The 21458-nt window shown below is 72.2% G+C and carries 27 protein-coding genes and 1 tRNA gene; 16 read left to right on the top strand and 12 right to left on the bottom strand.

The genetic code is table 11. The features are described 5' to 3' along the window. The first annotated feature begins 1 nt into the window (after window position 1). Complete coding sequence (locus tag KIT14_13745; protein MCW5891597.1) at window positions 2–289, top strand: hypothetical protein; 288 nt, start codon at window positions 2–4, stop codon at window positions 287–289. 25 nt (window positions 290–314) lie between these two features. Here KIT14_13745 and KIT14_13750 read toward each other — a convergent pair whose 3' ends face one another. Next, window positions 315–872, bottom strand: a complete 558-nt coding sequence (locus KIT14_13750) for a hypothetical protein (protein MCW5891598.1) — start codon at window positions 870–872, stop codon at window positions 315–317. Between the two features lie 68 nt (window positions 873–940). On the opposite strand from KIT14_13750, the gene KIT14_13755 reads away from it, so the two are divergent. From KIT14_13755 to KIT14_13780, 6 genes are all read left to right on the top strand, one after another. Further along, window positions 941–1180, top strand: coding sequence for an AlpA family phage regulatory protein (locus tag KIT14_13755; GenBank protein ID MCW5891599.1), 240 nt, complete (start codon window positions 941–943; stop codon window positions 1178–1180). Beyond that, on the top strand, window positions 1177–1476 hold the full coding sequence (locus tag KIT14_13760) for a hypothetical protein (protein MCW5891600.1): 300 nt from the start codon (window positions 1177–1179) through the stop codon (window positions 1474–1476). Before KIT14_13755 ends, KIT14_13760 begins: the two co-directional genes overlap by 4 nt. Continuing rightward, entirely contained in the window at window positions 1445–2752 is a 1308-nt protein-coding gene (locus KIT14_13765; protein ID MCW5891601.1) for a DUF3631 domain-containing protein, read from the top strand. The genes KIT14_13760 and KIT14_13765 overlap by 32 nt, the downstream gene beginning before the upstream one ends. Further along, window positions 2752–3423: a hypothetical protein gene (locus tag KIT14_13770; GenBank protein MCW5891602.1), complete on the top strand. Its 672-nt coding sequence runs from the start codon at window positions 2752–2754 to the stop codon at window positions 3421–3423. The genes KIT14_13765 and KIT14_13770 overlap by 1 nt, the downstream gene beginning before the upstream one ends. Next, window positions 3420–3788: a helix-turn-helix domain-containing protein gene (locus KIT14_13775; GenBank protein MCW5891603.1), complete on the top strand. Its 369-nt coding sequence runs from the start codon at window positions 3420–3422 to the stop codon at window positions 3786–3788. Before KIT14_13770 ends, KIT14_13775 begins: the two co-directional genes overlap by 4 nt. 93 nt (window positions 3789–3881) lie before the next feature. Then, window positions 3882–5186, top strand: a complete 1305-nt coding sequence (locus KIT14_13780; GenBank protein ID MCW5891604.1) for a site-specific integrase — start codon at window positions 3882–3884, stop codon at window positions 5184–5186. Between the two features lie 145 nt (window positions 5187–5331). Here KIT14_13780 and KIT14_13785 read toward each other — a convergent pair. Further along, a tRNA-Arg gene (locus KIT14_13785) sits at window positions 5332–5404 on the bottom strand. Window positions 5405–5447: 43 nt separating this feature from the next. After that, entirely contained in the window at window positions 5448–5831 is a 384-nt protein-coding gene (apaG, locus tag KIT14_13790; GenBank protein MCW5891605.1) for a Co2+/Mg2+ efflux protein ApaG, read from the bottom strand. Between the two features lie 51 nt (window positions 5832–5882). Between apaG and KIT14_13795 the strand changes: the two genes are divergently transcribed. The 3 genes from KIT14_13795 (at window position 5883) to KIT14_13805 (ending at window position 9207) form a co-directional block, all read left to right on the top strand. Then, window positions 5883–6725, top strand: a complete 843-nt coding sequence (locus tag KIT14_13795) for a response regulator transcription factor (GenBank protein MCW5891606.1) — start codon at window positions 5883–5885, stop codon at window positions 6723–6725. Window positions 6726–6852: 127 nt separating this feature from the next. Continuing rightward, complete coding sequence (locus tag KIT14_13800; GenBank protein ID MCW5891607.1) at window positions 6853–8550, top strand: amidohydrolase family protein; 1698 nt, start codon at window positions 6853–6855, stop codon at window positions 8548–8550. A gap of 21 nt (window positions 8551–8571) precedes the next feature. Then, a complete protein-coding gene (locus KIT14_13805; GenBank protein MCW5891608.1) occupies window positions 8572–9207 on the top strand; it encodes a class II aldolase/adducin family protein in 636 nt (211 codons plus the stop codon). Between the two features lie 4 nt (window positions 9208–9211). Here KIT14_13805 and KIT14_13810 read toward each other — a convergent pair whose 3' ends face one another. After that, a complete protein-coding gene (locus KIT14_13810) occupies window positions 9212–9676 on the bottom strand; it encodes a TIGR03618 family F420-dependent PPOX class oxidoreductase (protein MCW5891609.1) in 465 nt (154 codons plus the stop codon). A 61-nt stretch (window positions 9677–9737) separates the two neighbouring features. On the opposite strand from KIT14_13810, the gene KIT14_13815 reads away from it, so the two are divergent. After that, entirely contained in the window at window positions 9738–10262 is a 525-nt protein-coding gene (locus KIT14_13815) for an NUDIX hydrolase (GenBank protein ID MCW5891610.1), read from the top strand. Between the two features lie 2 nt (window positions 10263–10264). Further along, window positions 10265–11146, top strand: a complete 882-nt coding sequence (locus KIT14_13820) for a hypothetical protein (protein ID MCW5891611.1) — start codon at window positions 10265–10267, stop codon at window positions 11144–11146. Window positions 11147–11153: 7 nt separating this feature from the next. Here KIT14_13820 and KIT14_13825 read toward each other — a convergent pair whose 3' ends face one another. From KIT14_13825 to KIT14_13850, 6 genes are all read right to left on the bottom strand, one after another. Continuing rightward, window positions 11154–11396 (bottom strand): acyl carrier protein, encoded by a 243-nt coding sequence (locus tag KIT14_13825; protein MCW5891612.1) that lies wholly within the window; start codon window positions 11394–11396, stop codon window positions 11154–11156. Window positions 11397–11436: 40 nt separating this feature from the next. Next, the gene (locus KIT14_13830; GenBank protein MCW5891613.1) at window positions 11437–12867 is read right to left on the bottom strand and encodes a hypothetical protein; all 1431 of its coding nucleotides are present in this window, start codon (window positions 12865–12867) and stop codon (window positions 11437–11439) included. A 13-nt stretch (window positions 12868–12880) separates the two neighbouring features. Further along, the gene (locus KIT14_13835; GenBank protein MCW5891614.1) at window positions 12881–13393 is read right to left on the bottom strand and encodes a TlpA family protein disulfide reductase; all 513 of its coding nucleotides are present in this window, start codon (window positions 13391–13393) and stop codon (window positions 12881–12883) included. A 6-nt stretch (window positions 13394–13399) separates the two neighbouring features. Further along, window positions 13400–13864, bottom strand: coding sequence for a hypothetical protein (locus KIT14_13840; protein ID MCW5891615.1), 465 nt, complete (start codon window positions 13862–13864; stop codon window positions 13400–13402). A gap of 378 nt (window positions 13865–14242) precedes the next feature. After that, the gene (locus tag KIT14_13845) at window positions 14243–15961 is read right to left on the bottom strand and encodes a hypothetical protein (protein ID MCW5891616.1); all 1719 of its coding nucleotides are present in this window, start codon (window positions 15959–15961) and stop codon (window positions 14243–14245) included. A 2-nt stretch (window positions 15962–15963) separates the two neighbouring features. Then, window positions 15964–16146, bottom strand: a complete 183-nt coding sequence (locus KIT14_13850; GenBank protein ID MCW5891617.1) for a hypothetical protein — start codon at window positions 16144–16146, stop codon at window positions 15964–15966. 173 nt (window positions 16147–16319) lie between these two features. Here KIT14_13850 and KIT14_13855 point away from each other — a divergent pair, with 173 nt between their 5' ends. Then, window positions 16320–17177 carry a hypothetical protein gene (locus KIT14_13855; GenBank protein MCW5891618.1) on the top strand — a complete coding sequence of 286 codons (858 nt, stop codon included), beginning with the start codon at window positions 16320–16322 and terminating at the stop codon, window positions 17175–17177. Here the strand turns inward: KIT14_13855 and KIT14_13860 are convergent. Beyond that, complete coding sequence (locus KIT14_13860) at window positions 17123–17347, bottom strand: helix-turn-helix transcriptional regulator (protein ID MCW5891619.1); 225 nt, start codon at window positions 17345–17347, stop codon at window positions 17123–17125. The genes KIT14_13855 and KIT14_13860 overlap by 55 nt on opposite strands. Window positions 17348–17434: 87 nt before the next feature. Here KIT14_13860 and KIT14_13865 point away from each other — a divergent pair, with 87 nt between their 5' ends. Both KIT14_13865 and KIT14_13870 read left to right on the top strand, forming a co-directional pair. Beyond that, the gene (locus KIT14_13865; protein ID MCW5891620.1) at window positions 17435–17737 is read left to right on the top strand and encodes a hypothetical protein; all 303 of its coding nucleotides are present in this window, start codon (window positions 17435–17437) and stop codon (window positions 17735–17737) included. Next, a complete protein-coding gene (locus KIT14_13870) occupies window positions 17710–18912 on the top strand; it encodes a Coenzyme F420 hydrogenase/dehydrogenase, beta subunit C-terminal domain (protein MCW5891621.1) in 1203 nt (400 codons plus the stop codon). The genes KIT14_13865 and KIT14_13870 overlap by 28 nt, the downstream gene beginning before the upstream one ends. 7 nt (window positions 18913–18919) lie before the next feature. On the opposite strand, the gene KIT14_13875 is transcribed toward KIT14_13870, so the two are convergent. Beyond that, window positions 18920–20155, bottom strand: coding sequence for a patatin-like phospholipase family protein (locus tag KIT14_13875; protein ID MCW5891622.1), 1236 nt, complete (start codon window positions 20153–20155; stop codon window positions 18920–18922). Between the two features lie 112 nt (window positions 20156–20267). Between KIT14_13875 and KIT14_13880 the strand changes: the two genes are divergently transcribed. After that, a complete protein-coding gene (locus KIT14_13880; protein MCW5891623.1) occupies window positions 20268–21455 on the top strand; it encodes an acetyl-CoA C-acetyltransferase in 1188 nt (395 codons plus the stop codon). Window positions 21456–21458 lie beyond the last annotated feature (3 nt).

Below are 21458 nucleotides of genomic sequence, written 5' to 3' on the forward strand. Positions count from 1 at the left end.
CGTGACGGGCGAGGCGGCGGCGTTCAGCGCGGAAGCCGTGCTGCCGGTGCAGCTCGTGGCGGGCCGCGCCGATAGCCCCGAACGGGCGCTCGCCCGGGCGGTGCTCGGCCAGGCGGTCGAAGATGCGGCCCGGGGCGATCGGGCGGCGCTCCGGTGGATCCACTCGGAGAGCCGCGCGTGGCCGTTCGCGTTCCTGAATCTGTGCGATGGGCTCGCCGTCGAGGCGCAGGCGCTCCGACGGCGGGTCGGACGGGCGACGCGGGCGCGGCGCTCGCGCCTGCGGGCGTGACGGCGGGGCGGCAGCGCTCGTACCACTAGAACGGCAGCGCGTCCTCGTCGGCGTCGCCGCCGATGTCCCACTCGACGACGTGCAGGGGCGGCGCTTCGCGAGCCGTGCGCCAGTCGCCCCCCGGCGCGCGGGTCGGGGCCGGCGGGTCAGGCTCGCCCGGCGCGACGAAGACGACGGTGGCGCGGCGAGGATGGGACGGACCGCCGCGCTTCGCCTGCATCGCGGCCGTCTTGCGCTCGCGGCGGGCACGGCGCCCGCAGTCCGCCGAGCACGACTCGGGCGGGCGCCCACGGCCGCCGGTGCGGGGCTGAAGGAAGATCGCTCCGCAGGCGGGACACTCGCGCAGCCGGCGGCGCAGGCTCTCGTCGCGCGCGAGGAGCTGCACGGTGCTCCACTCGGCGGACGCGCGTTCGCCAGCGATCTCGGCCAGCTCGGCGGCGTCGTGCGGATCGTTCGGGACGAGCGTCACGGCGGCGTCGGAAAGGAGGCTTGCGAGCGCCCAGCGCAGGCGCCGGCGCGTGGTCGCGGCCGTGAGGAGCGCCGTCACGGCGGCGTCGGAATTATCGACCACCATTTTTCTCATTTTGTGACCACCACTTTCCGGATCGTCGCTCTCGACCTCCGGCACCCATCCACACACCATCTCGTCGCATGGCAACCGACGAGAGCAACAGCAGCACGGTGCTCCGCATCCGTGACGTCTGCAACCGGCTCGGGATCTGCCGCCAGACGCTCCAGCGCTGGCGCGACAACGGCAGCTTCCCGGCCCCGATCATCCTTGGGCCGCGCACCGTTGGCTGGACGGTCGCTGCCCTCGACGAGTGGATTCGCAACCGTCCGCACGGCAACGCGGCCGTGACGCCGCCGATGAAGCGCGAGGCGACGCCGTGACGGCGTACACGGTGCCCGTCGAGGGGCGCTCGGACGAGGACGACGCGCGCCTCGTGCACGCGGACCTCGACGGCATGAGCCTCGACGACTTGGAGCACGAGTTGTGCCGCGTCGTGGTCGCGCTCGCCGCCGTCGACCGTCACGACGTCGATCGTTGGTGGCTTCTCGCGCGGCTGCGCCGCGTGCGGGCCGCCATCCGCAAGGTCAACGCCGAAAACGACAACGCCCGCCGGACGAGGGCGGGCGCTGTCTCAAGGATCCAGGATGATGACCGCCGCTACCGTAGCGCAAGCTGACCCGTCGGTCCACGTCGCGCCGCTCCTCGACGCGATCGACGACCTGGTCGCGATGTACGTCGTCATGGGCGCCGCCGAGCGCACGGCCGTCGCGCTGTGGGTGGCCCACTGCTTCGTGCTCGACGCCTTCGACGTGAGCCCGTACCTGAACGTCCGCAGCGCGGAGAAACGCTCGGGCAAGACGCGACTCCTCGAAGTGCTCGGCGAGCTGGTGCCGCGCCGCTGGCATGCGATCCAGCCGACCGAGGCCGTGCTGTTTCGGAAGATCGAGCGCGACACGCCGACGCTCCTGCTCGACGAGGTGGACGCGATCTTCAAGGGCCCGGCGTCGGAGCGCACGGAGGGGCTGCGCGCGGTGCTCAACAGCGGGTATCGCCGCGGCGTTACGGTCGATCGGTGCGTCGGCAAGGACAAGGACCGGCTCGCGTCGTTCCACACGTTCTGTCCGAAGGTGCTCGCCGGCATCGGCACGTTGCCCGACACGGTGGCCGATCGGTCCATCCCGATCGTCCTGTCCCGCCGCAAGAAGGGCGAGGCCGTCGCCCGGTTCCGCCTGCGGGACGTGACGCCCCAGGGCGCCGCCATCCACACGGCGCTGGAGGCGTGGGCGGCGACGGCCGTGGAGCCCTTGCGGGCGATGATGGGCAACGTCGTCATGCCGGAGGTGCTGGGCGACCGCGCCGCCGAGGTGTGGGAGCCGCTGGTGGCCGTCGCCGAGCTGGCCGGCGGGGACTGGCCGAGTCGGGCGCGGGCGGCGGCCGTGGACCTCAACGGCGCGGCGCCGGACGTCGAGTCGACTGGCGTCCAGCTCCTCGCCGCCGTCGCGGCGATCTTCGCGGCGCGGAAGACCGATCGCCTGTTCAGCGTCGAGTTGTTGGACGGGCTGATCGGGCGGGAGGGCGAGCCCTGGGGCTCGTGGTGGGGCCAGGACGTGGACCGCCGGAACATCCGCGGGCCGGGGTACAAGCTGTCGAGGTTGCTCAAGCCCTACGACATCGCCCCCAAGTCCATTCGGGTGGGGACGGAGCACGGTTCGGGCTACGAGCGAACGCAGTTCAGCGACGCCTTCGCTCGATATCTCGCAGAACGATCTGACAACGTGACAACCGTTGTGCCGCAAGGGTTTGAGGCGTCAGGACTTGGTGCGGGCGGAAACCACGTCCTGACGCATGAAGTGCAAGGGGCTCTAGGCTTGTCAGGTCGTCAGGTCGTTGAGACGGTTTCTACGGGATCGGCGACGGAAACGCCGTGCCGCGAGCCCGGGGAGGAAGGCTGATGCCCTACTTCGATGCGCTCGCACTGGGCGCCATCCATGAATCCGGCCACGCCGTGGCCGACATCGTCCTCGGCGTCCCGCTTGAGTTCGTGTGCCTGGACGACGATGGCACCGGTCTCACGCGAGCCTGGTACGAGCATCGCCGTCGAGAAGACGACTACCTGCACGCCGCCGACGATGGCGCCCGACTGACCGACGAGGTGGCGCACTTCCTCCGGCGCGAGGTCGTCCGACGGCTCTGCGGTGGCGTCGCTGAACACGTCGCCACGAAGCGCCGATTCCGCCACTACGGTGACGCTGGCGACGACAACGACTTTCTCGGCGCCCTGCCCGCCGTGCGCGTCCTTACGGGGCGGCCCTCGAACGTGGCGCAGATCCGCCAATGGCAGTGGGCCACGGGGCGGCCCCAGCAGCTTGTCCTTGAGTGCTTCGAGTGGCTCGAATTCGAGCGGGCCAGGCGGCGCGGCCGAACCGTTCTTCGCCGGCACTGGTCTGCTGTGGAGCGGGTCGCTGCGGCCTTGCGCCGCCACCGGCTCTTGCGTGGCGACACGGTGCGAGACCTCGTCAACGAGGCCGCCAAGCTGCGCGCCCCGACGGCGCAACCCCCAAGCCGGCACGATGCCCGCGTGACACGTGCCCGGTCAAATGTTGTGAGGAGGAGGCCGCGATGAGTGCCGATCTTGAAGCCCTGAAGGCGAACCCGGAGCTGGTCGACCGGCTCGACGCCGCGTGCTTGCCCAGCGTGCTCGATCGGGCCAGCGCCGAGCACGGGCGGCTGGCGGTGCTGGAACGCGCGGTGCACCGGCGGCTGCGCAGCGTTCAGGCAACCGCCGCGCTGGCCGGCGATGACGACGAGCTGCTCGACGACACCGCGGTGGCGCGCTTGCTGAGCGTCCCGACGAGCCACGTCGCGGACCTGCGGCGGCGCGGGGACCTGCGGGAGACGCCCGTGGGCGGGAAGTACAAGCGCGTGCGGCGCGGCGACCTCCGCGACTTCGTGCAGCGCCAGGGTGCGGCCGGGCGGGTCGCGCGATGACGAGGGACAACCCGATGACCGCCAGGGGCGAGGCCCGACGCCCGTTCCTGGCCCAACCGCGCCGGACTCGGCGCAGCAAGGGGAGGTGACGGCATGGCCGTCTACAAGAGCACGGCCCCACGGCGGCGAAAGAAGCCGTGGGTCCACGACGTGACGGAGGTGCTGGCCGACGGTACGAAGCGGCGGCACCAACGGTTCTACGCGACGGAGGACGACGCCTGCGCGGCCGACGCGCGCTGGCGGAAGGGGGTCCGGCACGGGCCGGTGGCCGTCTCGCGCGCCATCACGTTCGCCGACTACGTGACCTTGCTCACGCAGCGGCACCAGGGACAGCCGCGCACCATCGAGTCCTTCGCGACGACGTGTGCGCTGCATCTGCTGCCGACCTTCGCGCGCCGACGGCTCGTCGACATCACGCGGGCCGACGCGAAGGCGCTGCTCGCGACCAAGAAGGCCGAACCCGTGTGGCGCCGCGTCCACGGGAAGCTCGTCCTCGACGCCGAAGGGCAGCCGATCGCACAGCGGGCGAAGCGGGCGGGGGCCTCGGTGCGGATCATGTACTCGGTCCTGCGCTACGTCGGCAGCGAGGCCGTCGAGGACGGGCTGCTCGACCACAACCCCTTCGCGAAGCTCGGGCGCCGCCTGAAACTGGAGATCGAGACGAAGGCGCGGCAGCACGCGATCAAGAAGCGGGCGATGACGGCCGGCCAGCTTCGGCGCTTCCTGGCCGGCGCGCAGCAGTGGACCCCGCGGTTCTACCCGCTCTTCCTGTTCCTGGCCCGCACGGGGCTGCGCATCGGCGAAGCGCTGGCGCTGCGGGTGCACGACGTGGCGCCGGACTTCCGCGCGGTGCACGTCGAGCGCGAGCTATCCGACGGGCGGATCAAAGCCCCGAAGACGCCGAGCAGCGTGCGCGACGTCCAGGTGACGGCGCAGGCGGCGGCCGTGCTGCGCCGGTCGATCGAGACGCAGCGCAAGGCCGACAAGCTCGCCCACGGCTGGCGGCGGCTGCCCGAGTGGGTGTTCTACGCCGAGACCGAGCCGCCGGAGTGCACGCTACTGCCGGACGAGACGTTCAATCCGGCAGGGACGCTCGACCCGCACAACGTCCGGCGCGTGATGCGGCGCGTGCTCCGGGCACTGCATCGGCAGGACGCGGAGGCCGGCGTGTCCCCGGACGCGCGGTTCCCGGTGCACTTCTCGCCGCACTCGTGCAGGCATTCGTTCGCGTCGTTGAACGTTCAGGCGGGTAAGAGCCTGGAGTGGGTGCAGCGGCAGCTCGGGCACGAAGACTTCGCGCTGACCGTGAACTGCTACGGGAGCTGGTTGCCGGCCCAGACCGGCGACGCCAGCGACGTGCTCGACGACGCCGATTGGCAGGACGCGGAGCACGGCTAAGCGATGCTCCCAGGGCCGCGGCAGATCCTGACCGATTCATTAGACACGCCGCCGGTCCCATTTCTTTGTGACCTGTTTGTGACCTGAGGCCGGACGGGGACTCCTAAGCCGACGCGTGGGGCGCGAAATCGTTACAGATTCAGCATGCCCCCGGCAGGAATCGAACCTGCGACCCCCTGCTTAGGAGGCAGGTGCTCTATCCACTGAGCTACGAGGGCGCGCCGCGCTTAAATCGCAGGCTGGTCGGGGGGTCAAACCCGGTCAGTGGAGGATGCCGGGGACCTGGAGCTGGAAGCGGGGGATCGTGGCCTGGAAGACGCGGCCGCCGGACTCGTGCATCTCGTAGCTACCTTCCATGGTGCCGAAGGGGGTCGGGATGACGGCGCCGCTGGTGTAGCGGTGCTCCTCGCCGCGATCGAGGATCGGCTGCTGGCCGACGACCCCGGGGCCCTCGACCTCCTGCACAGCGCCGTTGCCGTCGGTGATGACCCAGTGGCGGCGGCGGAGCTGTACCCGGGGGGCGTCCTCGTTCGCGATCGTCACCGTATACGAGAACGCATACGTATTCTCTCCCGGGTCGGAACGCTCGGGGAGGTACGTCGATTCGACGGTCACACGGACGCCGTGTGTGACGGCGGAAGGCATGGGCGGTGCTTCCTACCAGCCGCAGCGACCGGGTCAACCCGCGCGGAGCGCATGGCAGCGAATCCGATTCCCGTCTACGAATATGGCATTGCCCTTGCTGAAGGGGAAGCAGATCGCATGAGCATACTGGTGGTCGAAGACAATCCGCTGAGTGCGACGGTGCTCGAAACCCATCTGTCCAGGCAGGGTTGGGACGTCCTACATGCGGCGGACGGGCGCGCCGCGCTCGAGGTCCTGGAGCGCGCGCCGGACGTCGAACTTTTGATCACCGACATTCAGATGCCGCAGCTCGACGGCCTTGAGCTCATCACGCTGATTCGCGCGCGGGCGGAGTGGAAGACCTTGCCCATCCTGGTGGCGACCGCCCGCGCGAGCGCGGAGCTGGTGACGCGGGTGGCGATGCTCGGGGTACGGCACATGGCGGTGAAGCCGTTCAACGTTCCCCAAATCGTTCAGCAGGTCCGGGAGGTACTCCGCACGGAGGCGCCTACCTTGCGGCCTCGCCAGCAGGTCCAGGTCGCCCTGGGAGTGGACGAGACGGCCTATCGCGGCCTGCTGCGCGGCTTCGCCGACCTCGTCGCCGGTCGCCTCGTCGAGCTCGAGGCGGCCCTCGCCGGCGGCCCGGCCTCGACGGCCGCGGTCGGTTCCGGCCTCGTCGAGCTGCGCGAGAGCGCGAGCCTGGCGGGGGCGGATCGGGTGGTCGTCGCGATCGACGGCGTGCTGGCGGCGGCGCGCGGGACCTCGGGGGAGACGGCCTCGCTGGGACCGCTCATGCGTGAGCTCCATCGGGTGGGCGTTGCGGTGGGGCGCATCGTCGGACGCCCGCCGGCGGCGGCGCCCGAAGCGCCGGTCGAGCCGGCGGCCGAGCCGGCGATCGACGAGCCCGGCGCCTAGACTGCATCGACCACGCGCGCGCAGTCGCCACGGGCAGCGGCCTGCTCCGCTCGTCCAGGCAAGGGACGGAGCGACACGTCGCCGCGATCCTTGGCGGCGATCGGTCGATCGAGCTAATACGCCGGTGATGGCCGATCTCGTGATCCGCGACGCGCTCCTCGTCGACGGCACCGGCGCCCCGGCGCAGCGCGGCGATCTCGCGATCGACGACGGCCGCATCGCCGCGATGGGCGCGGGCGCCGCTTGCGGCGACCGCGAGCTCGCCGCCGACGGCCTCGTGCTCGCGCCCGGCTTCATCGACCTGCACACGCACTACGACTGCCAGCTTTTCTGGGACGCCACGGCCAGCCCGTCGCCGTGGCACGGCGTCACCACGGTCGTGATCGGCAACTGCGGCTTCACCGTCGCGCCGTGTCGGCCCGAGCACCGCGAGACGCTGATGCGGCTGCTCTCGTTCGTCGAGGGCATGCCCCTCGACACCCTGCGCGCCGGCCTGCCGTGGTCGTGGGACGACTACCCGTCGTACCTCGCGGCGCTCGACGCGCAGGGGGTGGGCGTCAACGTGGCGTCCTTCGTCGGCCATTCGGCCATGCGCGTCGAGGTGATGGGCGCGGACGCCGTGGAGCGTGCCGCCACGCCGGCCGAGTGCGAGGCGATGGCCCGGCTCGTGCGCGAGGCGATGGACGCCGGCGCCATCGGCTGGTCGACGTCGATCTCGCCGACGCACTTCTTCGCCGACGACGGCAAGCCCGCACCGAGCCGCCTGGCCGCCGCCGCCGAGCTCGACGCGATGGCCGGCGCGCTGCGGGCGAGCGGGGGGGGCGTGATCGAGGTCGCGCCGGTGACGACCGTGATGGGGACGACGGAGGAGCGGCTGGCCGAGGTCGCGCGCTTCGCCGACCTCGCCCGTCTGAGCGGCGGCCCGGTGGTCTTCGCGCCGCTGTTCCAGAACCCGTTCGTCGACGGTTACGAGGCGCAATGCCTCGCCGAGGTCGCCCGGCTGCAGGCGGAGGGGACGGCGGTGATTCCGCAGGTCGGCTGCCGGCCGCTCGAGCTGCGCTTCGATTTCGCGACGCCGGGCTTCGGCCTCGACAACAACCCCTTCTGGAAGCCGTTCATGGCGCAGCCGCGCGCCGCGCGCCGCCGCCTCTTCGCCGATCCGGCCTTCCGCGACGAGCTGCGCGCCATGTCGGCGGGCTACAAGATCGCGCTGGCGGCGACGTGGGAGCGGCTCGTGCTGCGACTGCCCGGCTCGGAGCGTACGGGCCGCTGGCAGGATCGCAGCGTCGTCGAGATCGCGGCCCTCCGTGGCGGGGATCCCGTCGACGCCTTCTGCGACACGGTGCTCGACGACGACCTCGAGGGCCAGTGGGGCGCCCTCGTGCTGAACGTCGACGAGGACGTGATGGCGATGATGATGCGCCATCCCGCCGGCGTCATCGCCCTGTCCGACGCCGGCGCGCACATGGACACGCTGTGCGACCAGGGCTTCACCACCTGGCTGCTCGGCCACTGGGTGCGCGAGCGCGGCCGCTTCGGGCTCGAGGAGGCGGTGCGGCTCGTGACCAGCGTCCCGGCCGACCGCTACGGCCTGCGCGCCCGGGGCCGCCTCGCCCCCGGACACGCGGCCGACCTCGTGCTCTTCGACCCGGCCCGCGTCGGGACGCGCAAGACCGAGATGGTGCACGACCTGCCGCAGCGCCAGCGGCGTCTCCTCCAGGGGGCCGACGGCGTCGAGTGGGTCTTCGTCAACGGCATGCCCGTCGTCGAGCGCGGCGTGCCGAACGGCCGCCGGCCGGGGCGCGTGCTCCGCGGCGGCATCTGAGCGGAAGGGGAATCGTCCGTCATGCAGACCGACGCCGAGGCGCGACGGCAGATCGTCGAGATCGCCGGCGACCTGTTCGCGATGGGACACCTCACCCCCACCGGCGGCAACATCAGCGCCCGCGGGACCGACGAGGACAAGCTCTGGATCACACCGAGCCAGCTCTACAAGGGCACGCTCACGGAGGACTCGCTGCTGTGCATCACCGGCGACGGCGCCGTCGTCGCCGGCAGCGGCAAGCCGTCGATCGAGTTCCAGATGCATTGGCAGTCGTACCGCGCGCGGCCGGACTCGTTGGCGGCGGTGCACACCCACAGCCCCGCGGCGACCGCGTTCGGCATCACGAACCAGAGGTTCCCGCCCATCAACACCGACGCGGTCTTCCTCGCCGATACCCAGATCGTCCCCTGGTCGATGCCGGGCTCGAAGGAGCTGGCCGACGCGGTCGAGGAGGCGCTCAAGCTGAGCCGCGGCGCCATCCTCCAGTGTCACGGCCTCATGGCCGTCGGGAAGACCATGCGCGACGCCGCCACGCGCGCGATGATGCTCGAGGAGACGGCGAAGCTGGTGCTCTACTGCAAGCAGTTCGGCGGCGAGCTGGCGCTGCTCCCTGACGAGTGGGTGGAGAACCTGGCCTCGATCGCGAACTTCCTCTAGCCCGTCAGTACACCCCGGCGCCGAGCTTCTTGTGGTCCCAGCTGGCGACGCGCTCGGGGCGGATGCGGATCACGCAGCGCTTCGCGGCCTGGCCGCGCACGGCCTCGCGGAAGCCCTCGGCGGGGCCCTGGGTGTACTTCTCGTTGACGCGCATGAGGACGTCGAGGACCTTCTCGGTATCGGCGTCGATCTCGGCGCGGCCGCGGATCATGAGGCCCTTCAGCTCGGGGTAGGTGCGGCCGCTCTCGATCAGCAGCGCGCAGCGCGGGTCGCGGCGCAGGTTCAGCACCTTCTGCGACTTCTGGAAGGTCGTCATCACCACCGAGCCGTCCGGGTCGACGACGAACCACATCGCCAGCGGGTGCGGGTAGCCGTGCTTGTCGTTGCTGACGAGGATGATGGTGTGCGATTCGGCGAGGTACCGGGTCTGCTCGTCGGGCGTGAGGGCGATCTGGTCGCGTCGGTTCATGCGTTTCGCGTAGTCGAAGCGCCTCTTTTTTTCCACCCGGCGAGCCGCTAGACCCGGCGGCGTGCGCCGGCCGATCTATCAGGGTCGCATCGTCGACCTCGGCATCGAGGACGTCACGCTGCCGAACGGGGCCCGCGTCGCGCTCGAGGTCATCCGGCATCCCGGCGCCTCGGCGGTGGTGGCGGTCGACGCCGCCGACGCCGTCGTCCTGATCCACCAGTACCGCCACGCCGCCGGTGGCTACCTCTGGGAGCTGCCGGCCGGGGTGCTCGACCACGAGGGCGAGGCGCCCGAGTCCTGCGCGGTTCGCGAGCTGCGCGAGGAGACCGGCCTCGTCGCCGGCGAGATGACCCCGCTCGGCAGCATCCTCACCACCCCGGGCTTCACCGATGAGCGCATCCATCTGTTCCTCGCCTTGCACCTGCGCGAGGAGGCGGCCGAGCGGGGCGAGGACGAGGACATCGCCGAGGTGGCGCGCGTCCCGTTCGCCGACGCGCTCGCGCGCGTGCGGCGCGGCGAGATCGTCGACGGCAAGACCATCGCCGGACTCCACCTGGCGGCGGCGCGCCTCGGGATCGGCGCCTGACGATGTACGTCTCCCGCAGCCCGTGGCACCTCGGGATGCCGCACACGATCGCGGGGGCGATGTCGGAGATCGCGCTGCTCGCCCACGTGCAGGATCTCCAATGGAGCGAGATCGGGCGCCTCGTCGGCACACCGGCATCCCGGCTCCGCGACGGCGAGGGACGCGAGGTCTACGCGAGCATCTACTACGTCGAGATCGACGGCCTGCCCGAGGCGGGGCTGCGCGCGTTCGGGCCCGACGACGACCTCGACGTGCTCTCGTCGCTCGGCCGCTTCGGAACGACCATGCTCGAGGTCGACCACCTCCTGGTCTCGCCGGGCACGCCGGCCGCGCCGCTGCCCAGCGCGCCGCGCGTGCGGCTGTCGAACGTGCTCGTGGCGCTCGGCGGCGGGCCCGACGATCTCCGCATCGCCACCCCGGCCAACGCCCGACTGGACGCCATCCCGAGCTTGCCGACCCAGCCCGAGTCGTATCGCGCCACCCGCGAGGCACAGGCGCGGGGCACGTTCGCGCCGCCCCCCACGGACGCGCGACCGCTCGGCATGTCCGGCTTCACCGTCACCCTGCCGATCAACCCCGACCGCGACCTCAACGGCGTCGGCCTGCTCTACTTCGCGAACTACGTCGCCTTCCTCGACGCCGCCGAGCGGGCGGCGCTGCTCGCGAGCGGCACGTACGCTGCCGGGGCGTTGGACGGGCGCGCCACCGTGCGTCGGCGGATCGGCTTCTACGGCAACTGCCGTGCCTCGGACACCCTCGGCGTCGAGGTCGACGCCTACGCCGTCGGACCCCAGCGGCTGCTCGTGCACCACCGGGTGCGCCGGCAGAGCGACGGGCGCCTGATCGCGGTCGCGCAGGCCGAGAAGCAGCTGCGCGCCGGCTGAGGGACGCTCACAGCCGATCGAGGTGTGCGACCAGCGCGCGCACGCTCTCCATGCGGCCGGCACGCAGCTCGGTGCCGTCGAACGGTACGCCGAACTGCTCCTCGACGAAGGTCGCGAGCAGCGTGATCCCCATCGAGTCGAGGATGCGCTCGCTGAGGAGCGGGGTATCGGCGGTCACCGCAGCGGCGCGGTCGCCCGCCAGGTACTGGCGGACGAAGTCGAGGAGCCGGGCCGCGCGCGGATCGTCCATGCGCGGCGGGGATTAACATGGGACCCGCGGCGGGTCGACGTCAGCGCGGCAGCCCGAGGAGCGCGGGGAAGACCTCCGGGAAGCGCGCGAAGGCGGGGCCCTGGAAGTGGAGCAGGATGGGCGTCAGGGCGCCCAGGGCCCACATGAGGACGGTGCGCACGGTGTGCCCCGCGACGCCGCCGTCGGGCGTGGGCGGCAGCGTGACGTGGAGCACGACGCCGAGTCCGTTGATCGCCGCCCAGAGTGCGATCGGCAGCACCTGGACGAGGGTGAAGTCGCCGCTCACGAACGGCAGGCCGGCGATGTGCCACAGGAAGCTCACGGCGAAGGCCGCGGCGATGTTGCGCACCGCGTGACGACGTGCGCCGAGCGGGGCGTACACGTGCTGGACGAGCCAGTTGGTCAGCGTGCCGCGCCATGCCCACCACAGCTCCGACGGGTTCTGGCAGCCGAGGAGGCCGCGGAAGTTGGCGCGCAGCTGGACGCCGAAGAAGAGCGCGACGCCATCGATGAGCGCCCAGCCGCCCATCACGGCGAGCGCCGTACGCAGAAAGAGAGCGATCGCGGTGGGCCAGGCGAGGAGCGGACCGCCGGCGGCGAGGACGTCGTCGACGGAGACCGGGATGGCGAGCGCCAGCCAGGTCTGGGCGGCGCCGAGCGCGACGCGGCGTACGGCCCGGCGCGGATCCGGGGCGGCGTCGCGGGCGAGGTTGCGGCGCGAGAACTCGGCGTACACCTCCGGCGCGCCGAAGAGGCCGAAGGCGCCGGGGTAGAACGTCAGGTAGGCCGCCCAATCGACGAGCCGTCGCGGCGCGCGCACGGCCTCGACGAGGAAGCTCGCCTGGCGCAGCGCCGCGAACGCCAGCAGGCCCTGGACCTGGAGCGCGGCGAAGCCGCCGCTGCCGGTCCGCATCCGGAGGCCCCAGACGTACACCCCGACGAACAGGGCCGCCTGCACCGCGACCAGCACCCAGGGCCGGGACCGCAGCGGTCCGCGCACGAGCAGCGCACCGGCGAGACAGGCGCCGCCGACGCCGAGCACGGCGTGGGCGCCGGCGTACTGGAGGAGCACGCCGAGGCTCACGGCGACGAGCCCGGCCTTGCGGATCCACCCTGGCGCCCCCTCGAGCGCGAGGCCGCCGAAGGCCGCGAGGGCGAGGTGATCCCAGCGCGTGAAGAGGCCTTCGAAGCCGGGGCTCGGGTTGCGCACCAGCCAGGCGGCGAAGCCGACGGCGAGCACGGCGCAGCCGGCGCGCATCGCGAGGCCGACGGCGGCCGAGCGCTCGCCCAGCCGCCGGACCCCGAGCCCGATCCCGGCGAGCACGGCGGCGAGCGCCGCCAGCCCGCCCAGGTCGAGCAGGTGCCCGACCATCGGTGCCGCCGGTGCCGGCACCGGGGCGCGCAGCAGCGGCTCGAGCGCGTCGCGCAGCGGCGCGACGACGTCCTTCAGGAGATCGGAGGAGACGGCCACGGGCGGTGGCCCGTCACTCGGGCGCGGCGACGCCGAGGTGCTCGACGATCAGCTTCTCGAGGCCCGGGGGATCGAGGTACTTCGGGTGTCGCACGATCCGGTCCTTCCAGATGGCGAAGCTCGTGGGCAGCCCCTCGGGCATGATCCGCTGGGCGCGCTCCTGCGCGCCGGGGTGGATCCAGTACGTGTCGTAGTGGATGCCCCAGTCGGCGGCGACGCGCGCCACCTCGGCGGCGTCGCCGAGGTCGACGGCGACGCCGATGATGCGCACGTCGCGCGCCGCCCAGCGCCTGGCGGCCACGTCGAGGGTCGGGACCTCGGCGCGGCACGGGGCGCAGTAGGACGCCCAGAACGTCACCACGGCGCGGCCGTCGCCGACGACGTCGCGCAGGGGCACGGGCGCGGCGTCGCCGCGCCGCACGGGCAGGTCGAGCAGGTCGGCGGTCGCCGCGTCGGACGGCGCGGCGACCGCCGCCGCGCCGCTGCCGACGAGGAGCGCGAGCGCGGCGACGGCGAGCACGCGCATGGGCGGCTACTTCACCGTGAGGGTGCCCTTGATGTCGAGCGTCCCCGTCACGACGTCGACCGAGTCGAGCTCCTTGCGGACCAGGAACGCGTAGCTGCCCGGGGCGAACGAGCACACGCTCGCGAAGCGGCCCGGCGGGATGAGGCCGACCAGACGGTCGCCCTCGAACTGGAAGAGCCCCCACGGCGGCCGCTTGCCGGGATCGGACGTCGCCCAGGTGCAGCGGATCTTGTCCTTCAGGTCGGGCGGCGGGATGAAGGCGACGCGGAGGAGATTGAAGGACTGGTTCTGGAACACGAGCACTTCGTCGGCGCTCATCGTGCTGTCCGAGGGGATGATGAGGTCCTCGCCCAGCGTGATGGTCTGCGTCTTGTGCTTCGCGTGCGACGAGGCGTCCTCGTCGGCACGCACGGGCACGGCGGCGACGACGAGGCTGAGACAAGCGGTGAGGACGAGGCTGCGGACGGTCATCGTGCACACCTCCGGGTCGTTGGGGTTGCCGCGGTGTCTAGCGCCTTCGTCCGCGGGGCGCCAGGGTTGGCGAGATCGTCGGGTGTCCGGAGGGCCGGGCGCGGTGGTCCTCGAAGCGAGCGCCATGCTAGCCCCGCCGTCGTGCGAGGAGCGCTCGAGCGCGGAAGCCTGCGGGTCGGTGGGTTGGTCGCCGGACTCTTCCTCCTCGAGCTCGCGCTTCAGGGCGCGGCGCTCCTCGCGCGTCCGCGGTGAGCGCGCACGGTGAAGGCGCGCGGCGCGTCCTCGCCGTGGGCGACAGCAACGTCTTCGATCTGTTCGTCCCGCGGGGCGAGAGCTACCCGCACCGGCTCGGCGAGCGCCTCGCGAGCGCCGCCGTGATCAACGGGGGCGTCCCCGGCACGGCGAGCGCGCGCCTGCTCCGCGTCCTTCCCGCGCTCCTCGCAGAGCACCGGCCGACGGACGTGCTCGTGACCGTCGGGGTGAACGACTTTCTGGGTGGCGGGGGAGACCGGATCGAGCGCCCGTGGTGAGCGCGCCTGCGGAGCGTGCGCCTCGGCTACCTGATCGCGTGGCACCTGCGGGAAGATCGTCCGGAGACCGTGGACCCGGATCGCCCGCAGACCTTTTTTCGTCGGGGATGCGATCGTCGATGCGACGCCGCGCCGCCGCCGCGCCGAGGACGGCGCCCCCGACACGATCCGCAATCTCGTCGCCGTCGCCGAGACGATCCGCGCCGCCGGCGCCACGCCGTGGTTCGTCACCTACGGCAGCGAGACGCCCGTCTACCGCGTGGCGAGCAGGTGGCTTCGCCAGGCCGCCCAGCAGAGCGGCACCCGCGTGATCGCGGTTACCGTGCCGCCCGAAGAGCAGTTCCCGGACGGGCACCCGCGGGCCGCCGGCTATGCCCGCATCGCCGACGGCGTGGCGGCGGCGCTCGAGCGCGACGACGCCTCGCTCCGTGCCGGCGCGGCGGCCGGGTCGGCGAGCCACGGGCGGTAGACGCGCGCCGCCCGTGCGCGGCGGCACGGGTGCGCCACATGGGGTGTCGCTTGCGCCTCGTCCGAGCTGACCGGTATCTCGGTAGTCGGCTCGCGGGACGCCCCGCGCCGCCGACGACGCCGGGCGGCCGGCGGGGAGGTGCAGTACGGCACACGTCACCTTCAAGCCGGCGGCCTGTGCCGACGTCGGTCGCAGGTCGACGGTCTTGTGCTGTGTGTTCATGAGCTCGCGGCCGTCGAAGGCGAGGTACACGCCGACCGCGCGGAAGCGGCAGTAGAGCGGCTCGCTCTCATCATCGACGCGGCCGGTGGCGAGGGGGTGCCAGGAGACACCGAGCGCGACCGCGAACTTGTCCAGGGCGATCTTGGTGAGCGCCCAGCCGCGCGACTGCTTCTCGCAGTAGAAGTCCGCCGACTCGCCGGGCTTGCGGATCGCCTCCCGGGGCAGGCGCGTCGCATCGATCGCGACGGTGCGGATGGCGAGCGAGTGGAACGGCGCGATGAAATCGGGCCGTGCGGCGGGGAAACACACGTTCGCGTGCGCGCGCAGCTCGTTCAGCCGATCGAGCGCGACGTTGAGGTCCGTCACGATGCCGCAGAGCTGCTCGACGCGGGAGACCGCGGCCTCGGGGCGCACGGCGACGGCGCCGCCGTTGCTGGGACCAGTCGCCGGCGCGGCGGTGGTCGTCTGCGGCCGCTGATCACGGCCGGCGAAGGGCAGCCCGCCCTGACGACCGTTCGTCGGCTGGTCCTTTGCCTTCGCCCGCGCGATCGCAGCGTCGTAGACGGCGAGCACCGCGGCGTGCCCCTGCGTGTCGTCGACCGCGACGAACTCGGCCTCGAAGAGCGCCCGGGACGTCTGGTCGAGCAGCTGCACCGCCGCCGTGCACTTCTCGCCGAGCGCGAGCGCCTCGAGCGCGCCCCATCCGCTCCACTTGACGGCGGCGGGCAACTCCGGGGCGACGGACCCGCCCCGGCTGTCGTAGGCGGCCTCGCCGGGCCGGTACGTTTCCGCCGTGGCGATGCGCTCGCGCGCCATCGCGAGCACCTGCGACGTGGTGTAGGTGCGGGAGGGATCGGGCTTCGGGTAGGTGCCCATCGTCAGCCCGCCGCCATCTGGTCGCCGAGCTGCTTCCGCAGGAGGCCCAGCACCTCCAGTGCGCGCGCGGCGGCGACCCCGGGGTCCGCGTCGTAGACCTTGACCTCGCACTGCACCTTGCCCTTGGCGTTGGTGCTCAGCTGGACGCTGTGCGGGGCGACGTGCTCGACGAGCTGCTTCTCCATGGGAGCCTCTTTCAGGCGGACAGCCCAACCGCGCGGAGGCAGCTGGGGCAGAGGGTGAACGGGGGCCGGCGGCAGGCGCGCCGGCAGGCGAAGGTGCGCGGGCAGCGCGGGCAGCGGTGGTACCAGCGCGGCGAGCTGGTCTGTGACGCGACCGGCATGCTAGTCCCGTCGTCGTGCGACGACTGATCGAGCGCGGCGGCCTGCTGGTCATCGGCCTGATGGTAGGACTCGCGGCCCTCGAGCTCGTGCTGCAGGGGGCGGCGGTCCTCATCCGCCCGGCCCCGAGCGCGAGCGGTGTGGGCGCTCGACGCCTGCTCGCCGTGGGCGACAGCAACGTGTTCGGCCTGTTCCTCCCCCGGGAGGCGAGCTACCCGCACCAGCTCGGCGCGCGGCTCTCGAACGCCACCGTCGTCAACTGGGGAGTCCCCGGGACGACGAGCGGGCGCTTGCGGAGCCTGCTGCCCGCGCTGCTCGCCGAGCAGCGGCCGACGGATGTCCTCGTGACCGTGGGCGTCAACGACTTCTGGGCCGCCGGCGACGACCGGATCGAACGCCCGTGGTGGGCGCGCCTGCGCACCGTGCGCCTCGGCTACCTCCTCGCGTGGTACCTGCGCGACGATCAACCGGAGACCGTAGACCCGGACCGCCCGCAGACCTTCCTCGTCGGGGATGCGATCGTCGACGCACGGCCGCGGCGGCGCCGTGTGGAGGATGGCGCCCCGGAGACCGTCGCCAACCTGGTCGCGATCGCCGAGGCGGTCCGCGCCGCCGGCGCCACGCCCTGGTTCGTCACGTACGGGAGCGAGACGCCCGTCTATCGCGTCGCCAGCCGCCGGCTGCGCGAGGCCGCGGAGCAGACCGGGGCCCGCCTGGTCGCGGTCACCGTGCCGCCGGAGGAGCAGTTCCACGACGGCCACCCGCGTGCCGATGGGTACGCCCGCATCGCGGCCGCGGTCGCGGCGGCAGTCGAGCGCGATCACGCCTCAGCCCCCGTCGACGCGGCATCGAGCTCCGCGAGCCGCAAGCAGTAGACGCGCAGCGGCCGCTGGCCGCCGCGCTCCCAGCGCCCGACCGTCGCGGCCCGCGCACCGACCCGCACCGCCAACTCCTCCTGGCTCCAGCCGCACCGCTGCCGCAGGGCGCGGATGCGCTCCGGAGTCCACCGGGCGGGCGTAGCGTCGGCCGTCGTGTCGCTCGTCACAGCCGGTCCTATACGCCGGTCATTTCTGAGCGTCAAGTGGGTGGGTCTATGTTGCTCGCGTCAGTGGTTTCGGCTAGACGGGACCCCATGGCCGACGCGAAATCACAGACCGAGGTGAACTGGGTCGCGCGGGCGATCGATCAGCTGAACGGGCCGAGCGAAGCTATGCGGGCGGTATGGGGCAGGGGAGTCCGCGTCTCAGCGGCGACCCTCGGACGCGCGAAGCGTAGCGGCAAGGTGGGTGACGCAGACCTCGCTTGCGCCCTGTCCGAGCTGACCGGTATCTCCGTATTTCTGCTCGCGGGCCGCGACGAGCCGACCGAGGCACAGGCGAAGCGGCGCAAGCCGTCGAGAGGAGGATCGTGGCACACGTCACCTTCAAGCAGATGATGAACGAGGTGGTCGCCTTCGGGAGCTGCTGCGAGTGTGGGACGTGCGTCCTCGTCTGTCCCCACAACGTGATCGACTACGTCGAGGGCAAGCCGAAGCAGGTGGCGAAGGCGTCGGCGGCGTTCGACTACTGCGGCATCAGCGAGGGCATCGGCTGCGACGTCTGCGCGCAGGTGTGCCCGCGGCTCGGCATCCGCGAGTTCGGCTTGCGCGACGCGGTGCATCCGCGGGCGCCCGGCGTCTACGAGGGCGTCTTCGGGCGCTACCGGCGGATCGTCGCCGCGCGCTGCACCGACCCCGATATCCTCGGGCGCGCGCAGGACGGCGGCGTGGTGACGGCCATCCTCGCCCATGGCCTGCGCGAGGGGCTCTTCGACGGGGCGGTGGTGTCGGCCGCCGACGACGCCACGCCGGCCGCCCCGAAGCCACGCGTGGTGACCACGGTCGACGAGGCGATCGCCAGCGCCGGCTCCTGGTACACCTACTGTCCGAACGACCTCGCACTCGCCGACGCCGCGGAGATGGGGCTGCAGAAGGTCTGCTTCGTCGGCGTGCCCTGCCAGGTGACGCCGGTGCGCAAGATCCAGCAGGCGGACACGGCTTTTCTCCACACGCCGCGCAAGAAGGAGCAGCACGTCGCGCGGCAGCGGAAGTTCCTGAAGGGCTACGGCGAGATCGTCGACTTCACCGTCGGGCTCTTGTGCACCGAGGTCTTCACCTACCAGGGCCTCATGGTCGAGAAGATCGAGCAGGGCATGGGCATCCCGCTGCGCGACGTGAAGAAGTTCAACGTCAAGGGGAAGGTCCTCGTCTACAAGAAGGACGGCGAGGTCAGCGAGATGAGCCTCCACAAGGCGCAGGAGTATGCCCGCCCCGAATGCCATCACTGCGGCGACTTCACCGCCGAGCTCGCGGACATCTCCTGCGGCGGCGTCGCCTGCCTCGACTGGACCATCACCGTGCTGCGCTCCGAGCGCGGCGAGGCGCTGTTCGACGACCTCGTGCGCCGTGGCCTCGTCGAGATGCGGCCGATGGAGGAGTTCGAGCAGTCGCTCGAGGTGATGATCCGCCTGACGCGCAAGCAGCGCGACCGGGTTCCGGTGCCGCCGGGGCGGCCCGTGAGCTACGTGCGGCCGGCCGACTGGCCGCGTGTCGCGGCCGACCCGGAGCCCTGAGGGGCGGTCACGGCGGCGGCGCCTGGTCGGCGAACAGCGCGACCAGCTCGTCCGCGCGGCGTGCGGCGTCGGCGCGGCCGAGCGTGATCAGGTGGCTCGCGTAGCAGCCGTCGAAGAGGAGGTAGGAGAGCAGGTCGGCCTCGGCGACGAGGCCCTGCACGGCGTAGCGCAGGACCGCGTCGGAGATCCAGGCACGCAGGCTCTCGGGACGCTCCTTGTGCGCGTAGCACTCGGCCGCGAGGACACCGAGGTCCTGGGACGGCCGCAGGTACACGGTATCGACGACCCGGTAGGGCGCGCCCCGCACCCGCTCCACGGTTTCGTTGACGTGGGCGAGAAAGCCCGCGCCGTAGGTCCGCACCCCGGCCTCCAGGACCGCGTTCGTGAGCTGGAGGCGGTCGACGTCGTAGTCGATGCGATCGAGCAGGAGCGCGTTCAGCATCTTGCCGGTGAGATAGGTGAGGGAGGCGTAGTTCGCCGTGCGCGCGGCGGCGAGCGCCGCATCCTCGGCGGGCGTCGGCACGTGGCGCAGGCCGATCACGAGGAGCCGGTCGCAGCCGAGCCGCAGCGCCGGCGCGAGCGGGGTGTTGAGGCGCAGGCCGCCGTCGCAGAAGAACTCGCCGTCGACGCGCAGGGCGGGGAAGAGGAACGGGATCGCGGCCGAGGCGAGGGCGTGCTCCGGCGTGAGCGCAGCGGGCCGGGCGACGACGAACGGATCGTTCGGCCAGACCGGCGTCGTGGGCTCGCGCCGGTCGACCCAGACGACGGAGCGGCCGGTCGCGATCTCGGTCGCCGCGACGGCGACCGCCTCGACGTCGCCGCACGCGACGCGGGTGCGCAGCCGATCCCAGGCGACCGTCTCGCGCACGAGCCGCTCCAGCGGCCGCGTGTCGAGGATGCCGGACAGGCGGTCCGTGCGGGGGGTCGGCTCGGCGGACCCGAGGCCGAGGGCCCGGCGCGGAATCGCGAGGAGGTCGCGCAGGCCCATGCGATACACGCCGGCCACCTCGAGGCTCCGCCAGATGGCTTCGAGGCGTGGCCCCGCGTCGGGTTCGTCGAGGGAGGCGGCGAGCCAGCAGGCATGGATGGCGCCGACGCTCGTGCCGGTGAAGACGTCGATACGCGGCGGCCGGCCGAGTCGCCGCGGCAGCTCCTCGAGCAGCCAGGCGAGGACCCCGACCTCGTAGGCCCCGCGGGCGCCGCCACCCGAGAGCACGATCCCGAACCGCCGCCGCTCGCTCATCCCCGTCCCGATAGCGTCAACTTTGCGGGCTATGCTAGGGTCCCGAGACCCGACCCGATCGGTCGCGACCTCTGGCGCGACCCGTCGCTCGCCACTCGAAGGAGGTCCGTCCATGGCCAAGGCAGTCATCGTCAGCGCCGCGCGTACCGCGATCGGCACCCTGGGAGGCGCGCTCGCGCAGCAGCCCGCCACCAAGCTCGGCGCCATCGCCGTCCGGGAAGCCATCGCACGCGCGAAGCTCACGTCGGAGCAGGTCGACGAGGCGATCCTCGGCCACGTCCTGCCCGCCGGGCTCGGGCTGAACCCCGCGCGCGTGGCGCAGATCGAGGCGGGCATGCCGAAGGAGAAGACCGCCTACGGCGTCAACAAGGCGTGCGGCTCGGGGCTGAAGGCCGCGATCCTGGCTGCCCAGGGCGTCCTGACGGGCGACAGCGAGATCGTCGTCGCCGGCGGCATGGAGAGCATGAGCGGCGCGCCGTACATCACGAAGAAGGCGCGCTTCGGCATCCGCATGGGCCACGAGCAGCTGCTCGACTCGATGATCGCCGACGGCCTCACCTGTCCGATCACGCTCGTGCACATGGGCATCACGGCCGAGAACGTCGCCGCCAAGTACGGCATCTCGCGCGAGGCGCAGGACGAGTTCGCCGCCGAAAGCCAGGCGAAGGCCGGCGCCGCCATCGAGGGCGGCAAGTTCAAGGCCGAGATCGTCCCCGTCGAGGTCCCGGGTGCGAAGAAGGGCGAGACCTTCAAGTTCGAGGTCGACGAGCATCCCCGCCCCAGCACCACCGCCGAGAAGCTGAAGCCGCTGCGCGCGGCCTTCAAGCCGGACGGCGGCACCGTCACCGCGGGCAATGCGTCGGGCATCAACGACGGCGCCGCGGCGGTGGTCGTCATGACCGACGAGCGCGCGAAGGCGCTCGGCCTGACGCCGCTCGCGACCATCCGTGCGTGGGGCTCCGCCGGCGTCGATCCGTCGATCATGGGCATGGGTCCCTGGCCGGCGGTCGAGAAGGCGCTCGAGCGGGCCGGCCTCCGCAAGGAGGAGATCGACCTCTGGGAGCTCAACGAGGCCTTCGCGGCGCAGTCGCTGGGCGTGCTCGCCGAGCTCAAGATCCCGAAGAACCGGGTCAACGTGAACGGCGGTGCGATCGCGCTGGGCCATCCGATCGGCGCCAGCGGCGCCCGCGTCCTCGTGACGCTGCTCTACGCCATGGCCGATCGTGACGCGCGCCTCGGCGTCGCCTCGCTGTGCATCGGCGGCGGCCAGGGCATCGCGATGGTGGTCGAGCGAGCCTAAGGG

Source organism: bacterium (assembly GCA_026129405.1).
Classification (GTDB): Bacteria; Desulfobacterota; Binatia; order DP-6; family DP-6; genus JAHCID01.

Coding starts and splice junctions, on each gene's coding strand:
- KIT14_13750 (MCW5891598.1), bottom strand. CDS start 872: ATGAGAAAAATGGTGGTCGATAATTCCGACGCCGCCGTGACGGCGCTC.
- KIT14_13755 (MCW5891599.1), top strand. CDS start 941: ATGGCAACCGACGAGAGCAACAGCAGCACGGTGCTCCGCATCCGTGAC.
- KIT14_13765 (MCW5891601.1), top strand. CDS start 1,445: ATGATGACCGCCGCTACCGTAGCGCAAGCTGACCCGTCGGTCCACGTC.
- KIT14_13770 (MCW5891602.1), top strand. CDS start 2,752: ATGCCCTACTTCGATGCGCTCGCACTGGGCGCCATCCATGAATCCGGC.
- KIT14_13775 (MCW5891603.1), top strand. CDS start 3,420: ATGAGTGCCGATCTTGAAGCCCTGAAGGCGAACCCGGAGCTGGTCGAC.
- KIT14_13780 (MCW5891604.1), top strand. CDS start 3,882: ATGGCCGTCTACAAGAGCACGGCCCCACGGCGGCGAAAGAAGCCGTGG.
- apaG (MCW5891605.1), bottom strand. CDS start 5,831: ATGCCTTCCGCCGTCACACACGGCGTCCGTGTGACCGTCGAATCGACG.
- KIT14_13795 (MCW5891606.1), top strand. CDS start 5,883: ATGGCAGCGAATCCGATTCCCGTCTACGAATATGGCATTGCCCTTGCT.
- KIT14_13800 (MCW5891607.1), top strand. CDS start 6,853: ATGGCCGATCTCGTGATCCGCGACGCGCTCCTCGTCGACGGCACCGGC.
- KIT14_13805 (MCW5891608.1), top strand. CDS start 8,572: ATGCAGACCGACGCCGAGGCGCGACGGCAGATCGTCGAGATCGCCGGC.
- KIT14_13810 (MCW5891609.1), bottom strand. CDS start 9,676: ATGAACCGACGCGACCAGATCGCCCTCACGCCCGACGAGCAGACCCGG.
- KIT14_13820 (MCW5891611.1), top strand. CDS start 10,265: ATGTACGTCTCCCGCAGCCCGTGGCACCTCGGGATGCCGCACACGATC.
- KIT14_13825 (MCW5891612.1), bottom strand. CDS start 11,396: ATGGACGATCCGCGCGCGGCCCGGCTCCTCGACTTCGTCCGCCAGTAC.
- KIT14_13835 (MCW5891614.1), bottom strand. CDS start 13,393: ATGCGCGTGCTCGCCGTCGCCGCGCTCGCGCTCCTCGTCGGCAGCGGC.
- KIT14_13840 (MCW5891615.1), bottom strand. CDS start 13,864: ATGACCGTCCGCAGCCTCGTCCTCACCGCTTGTCTCAGCCTCGTCGTC.
- KIT14_13845 (MCW5891616.1), bottom strand. CDS start 15,961: ATGGGCACCTACCCGAAGCCCGATCCCTCCCGCACCTACACCACGTCG.
- KIT14_13850 (MCW5891617.1), bottom strand. CDS start 16,146: ATGGAGAAGCAGCTCGTCGAGCACGTCGCCCCGCACAGCGTCCAGCTG.
- KIT14_13865 (MCW5891620.1), top strand. CDS start 17,435: ATGGCCGACGCGAAATCACAGACCGAGGTGAACTGGGTCGCGCGGGCG.
- KIT14_13875 (MCW5891622.1), bottom strand. CDS start 20,155: ATGAGCGAGCGGCGGCGGTTCGGGATCGTGCTCTCGGGTGGCGGCGCC.
- KIT14_13880 (MCW5891623.1), top strand. CDS start 20,268: ATGGCCAAGGCAGTCATCGTCAGCGCCGCGCGTACCGCGATCGGCACC.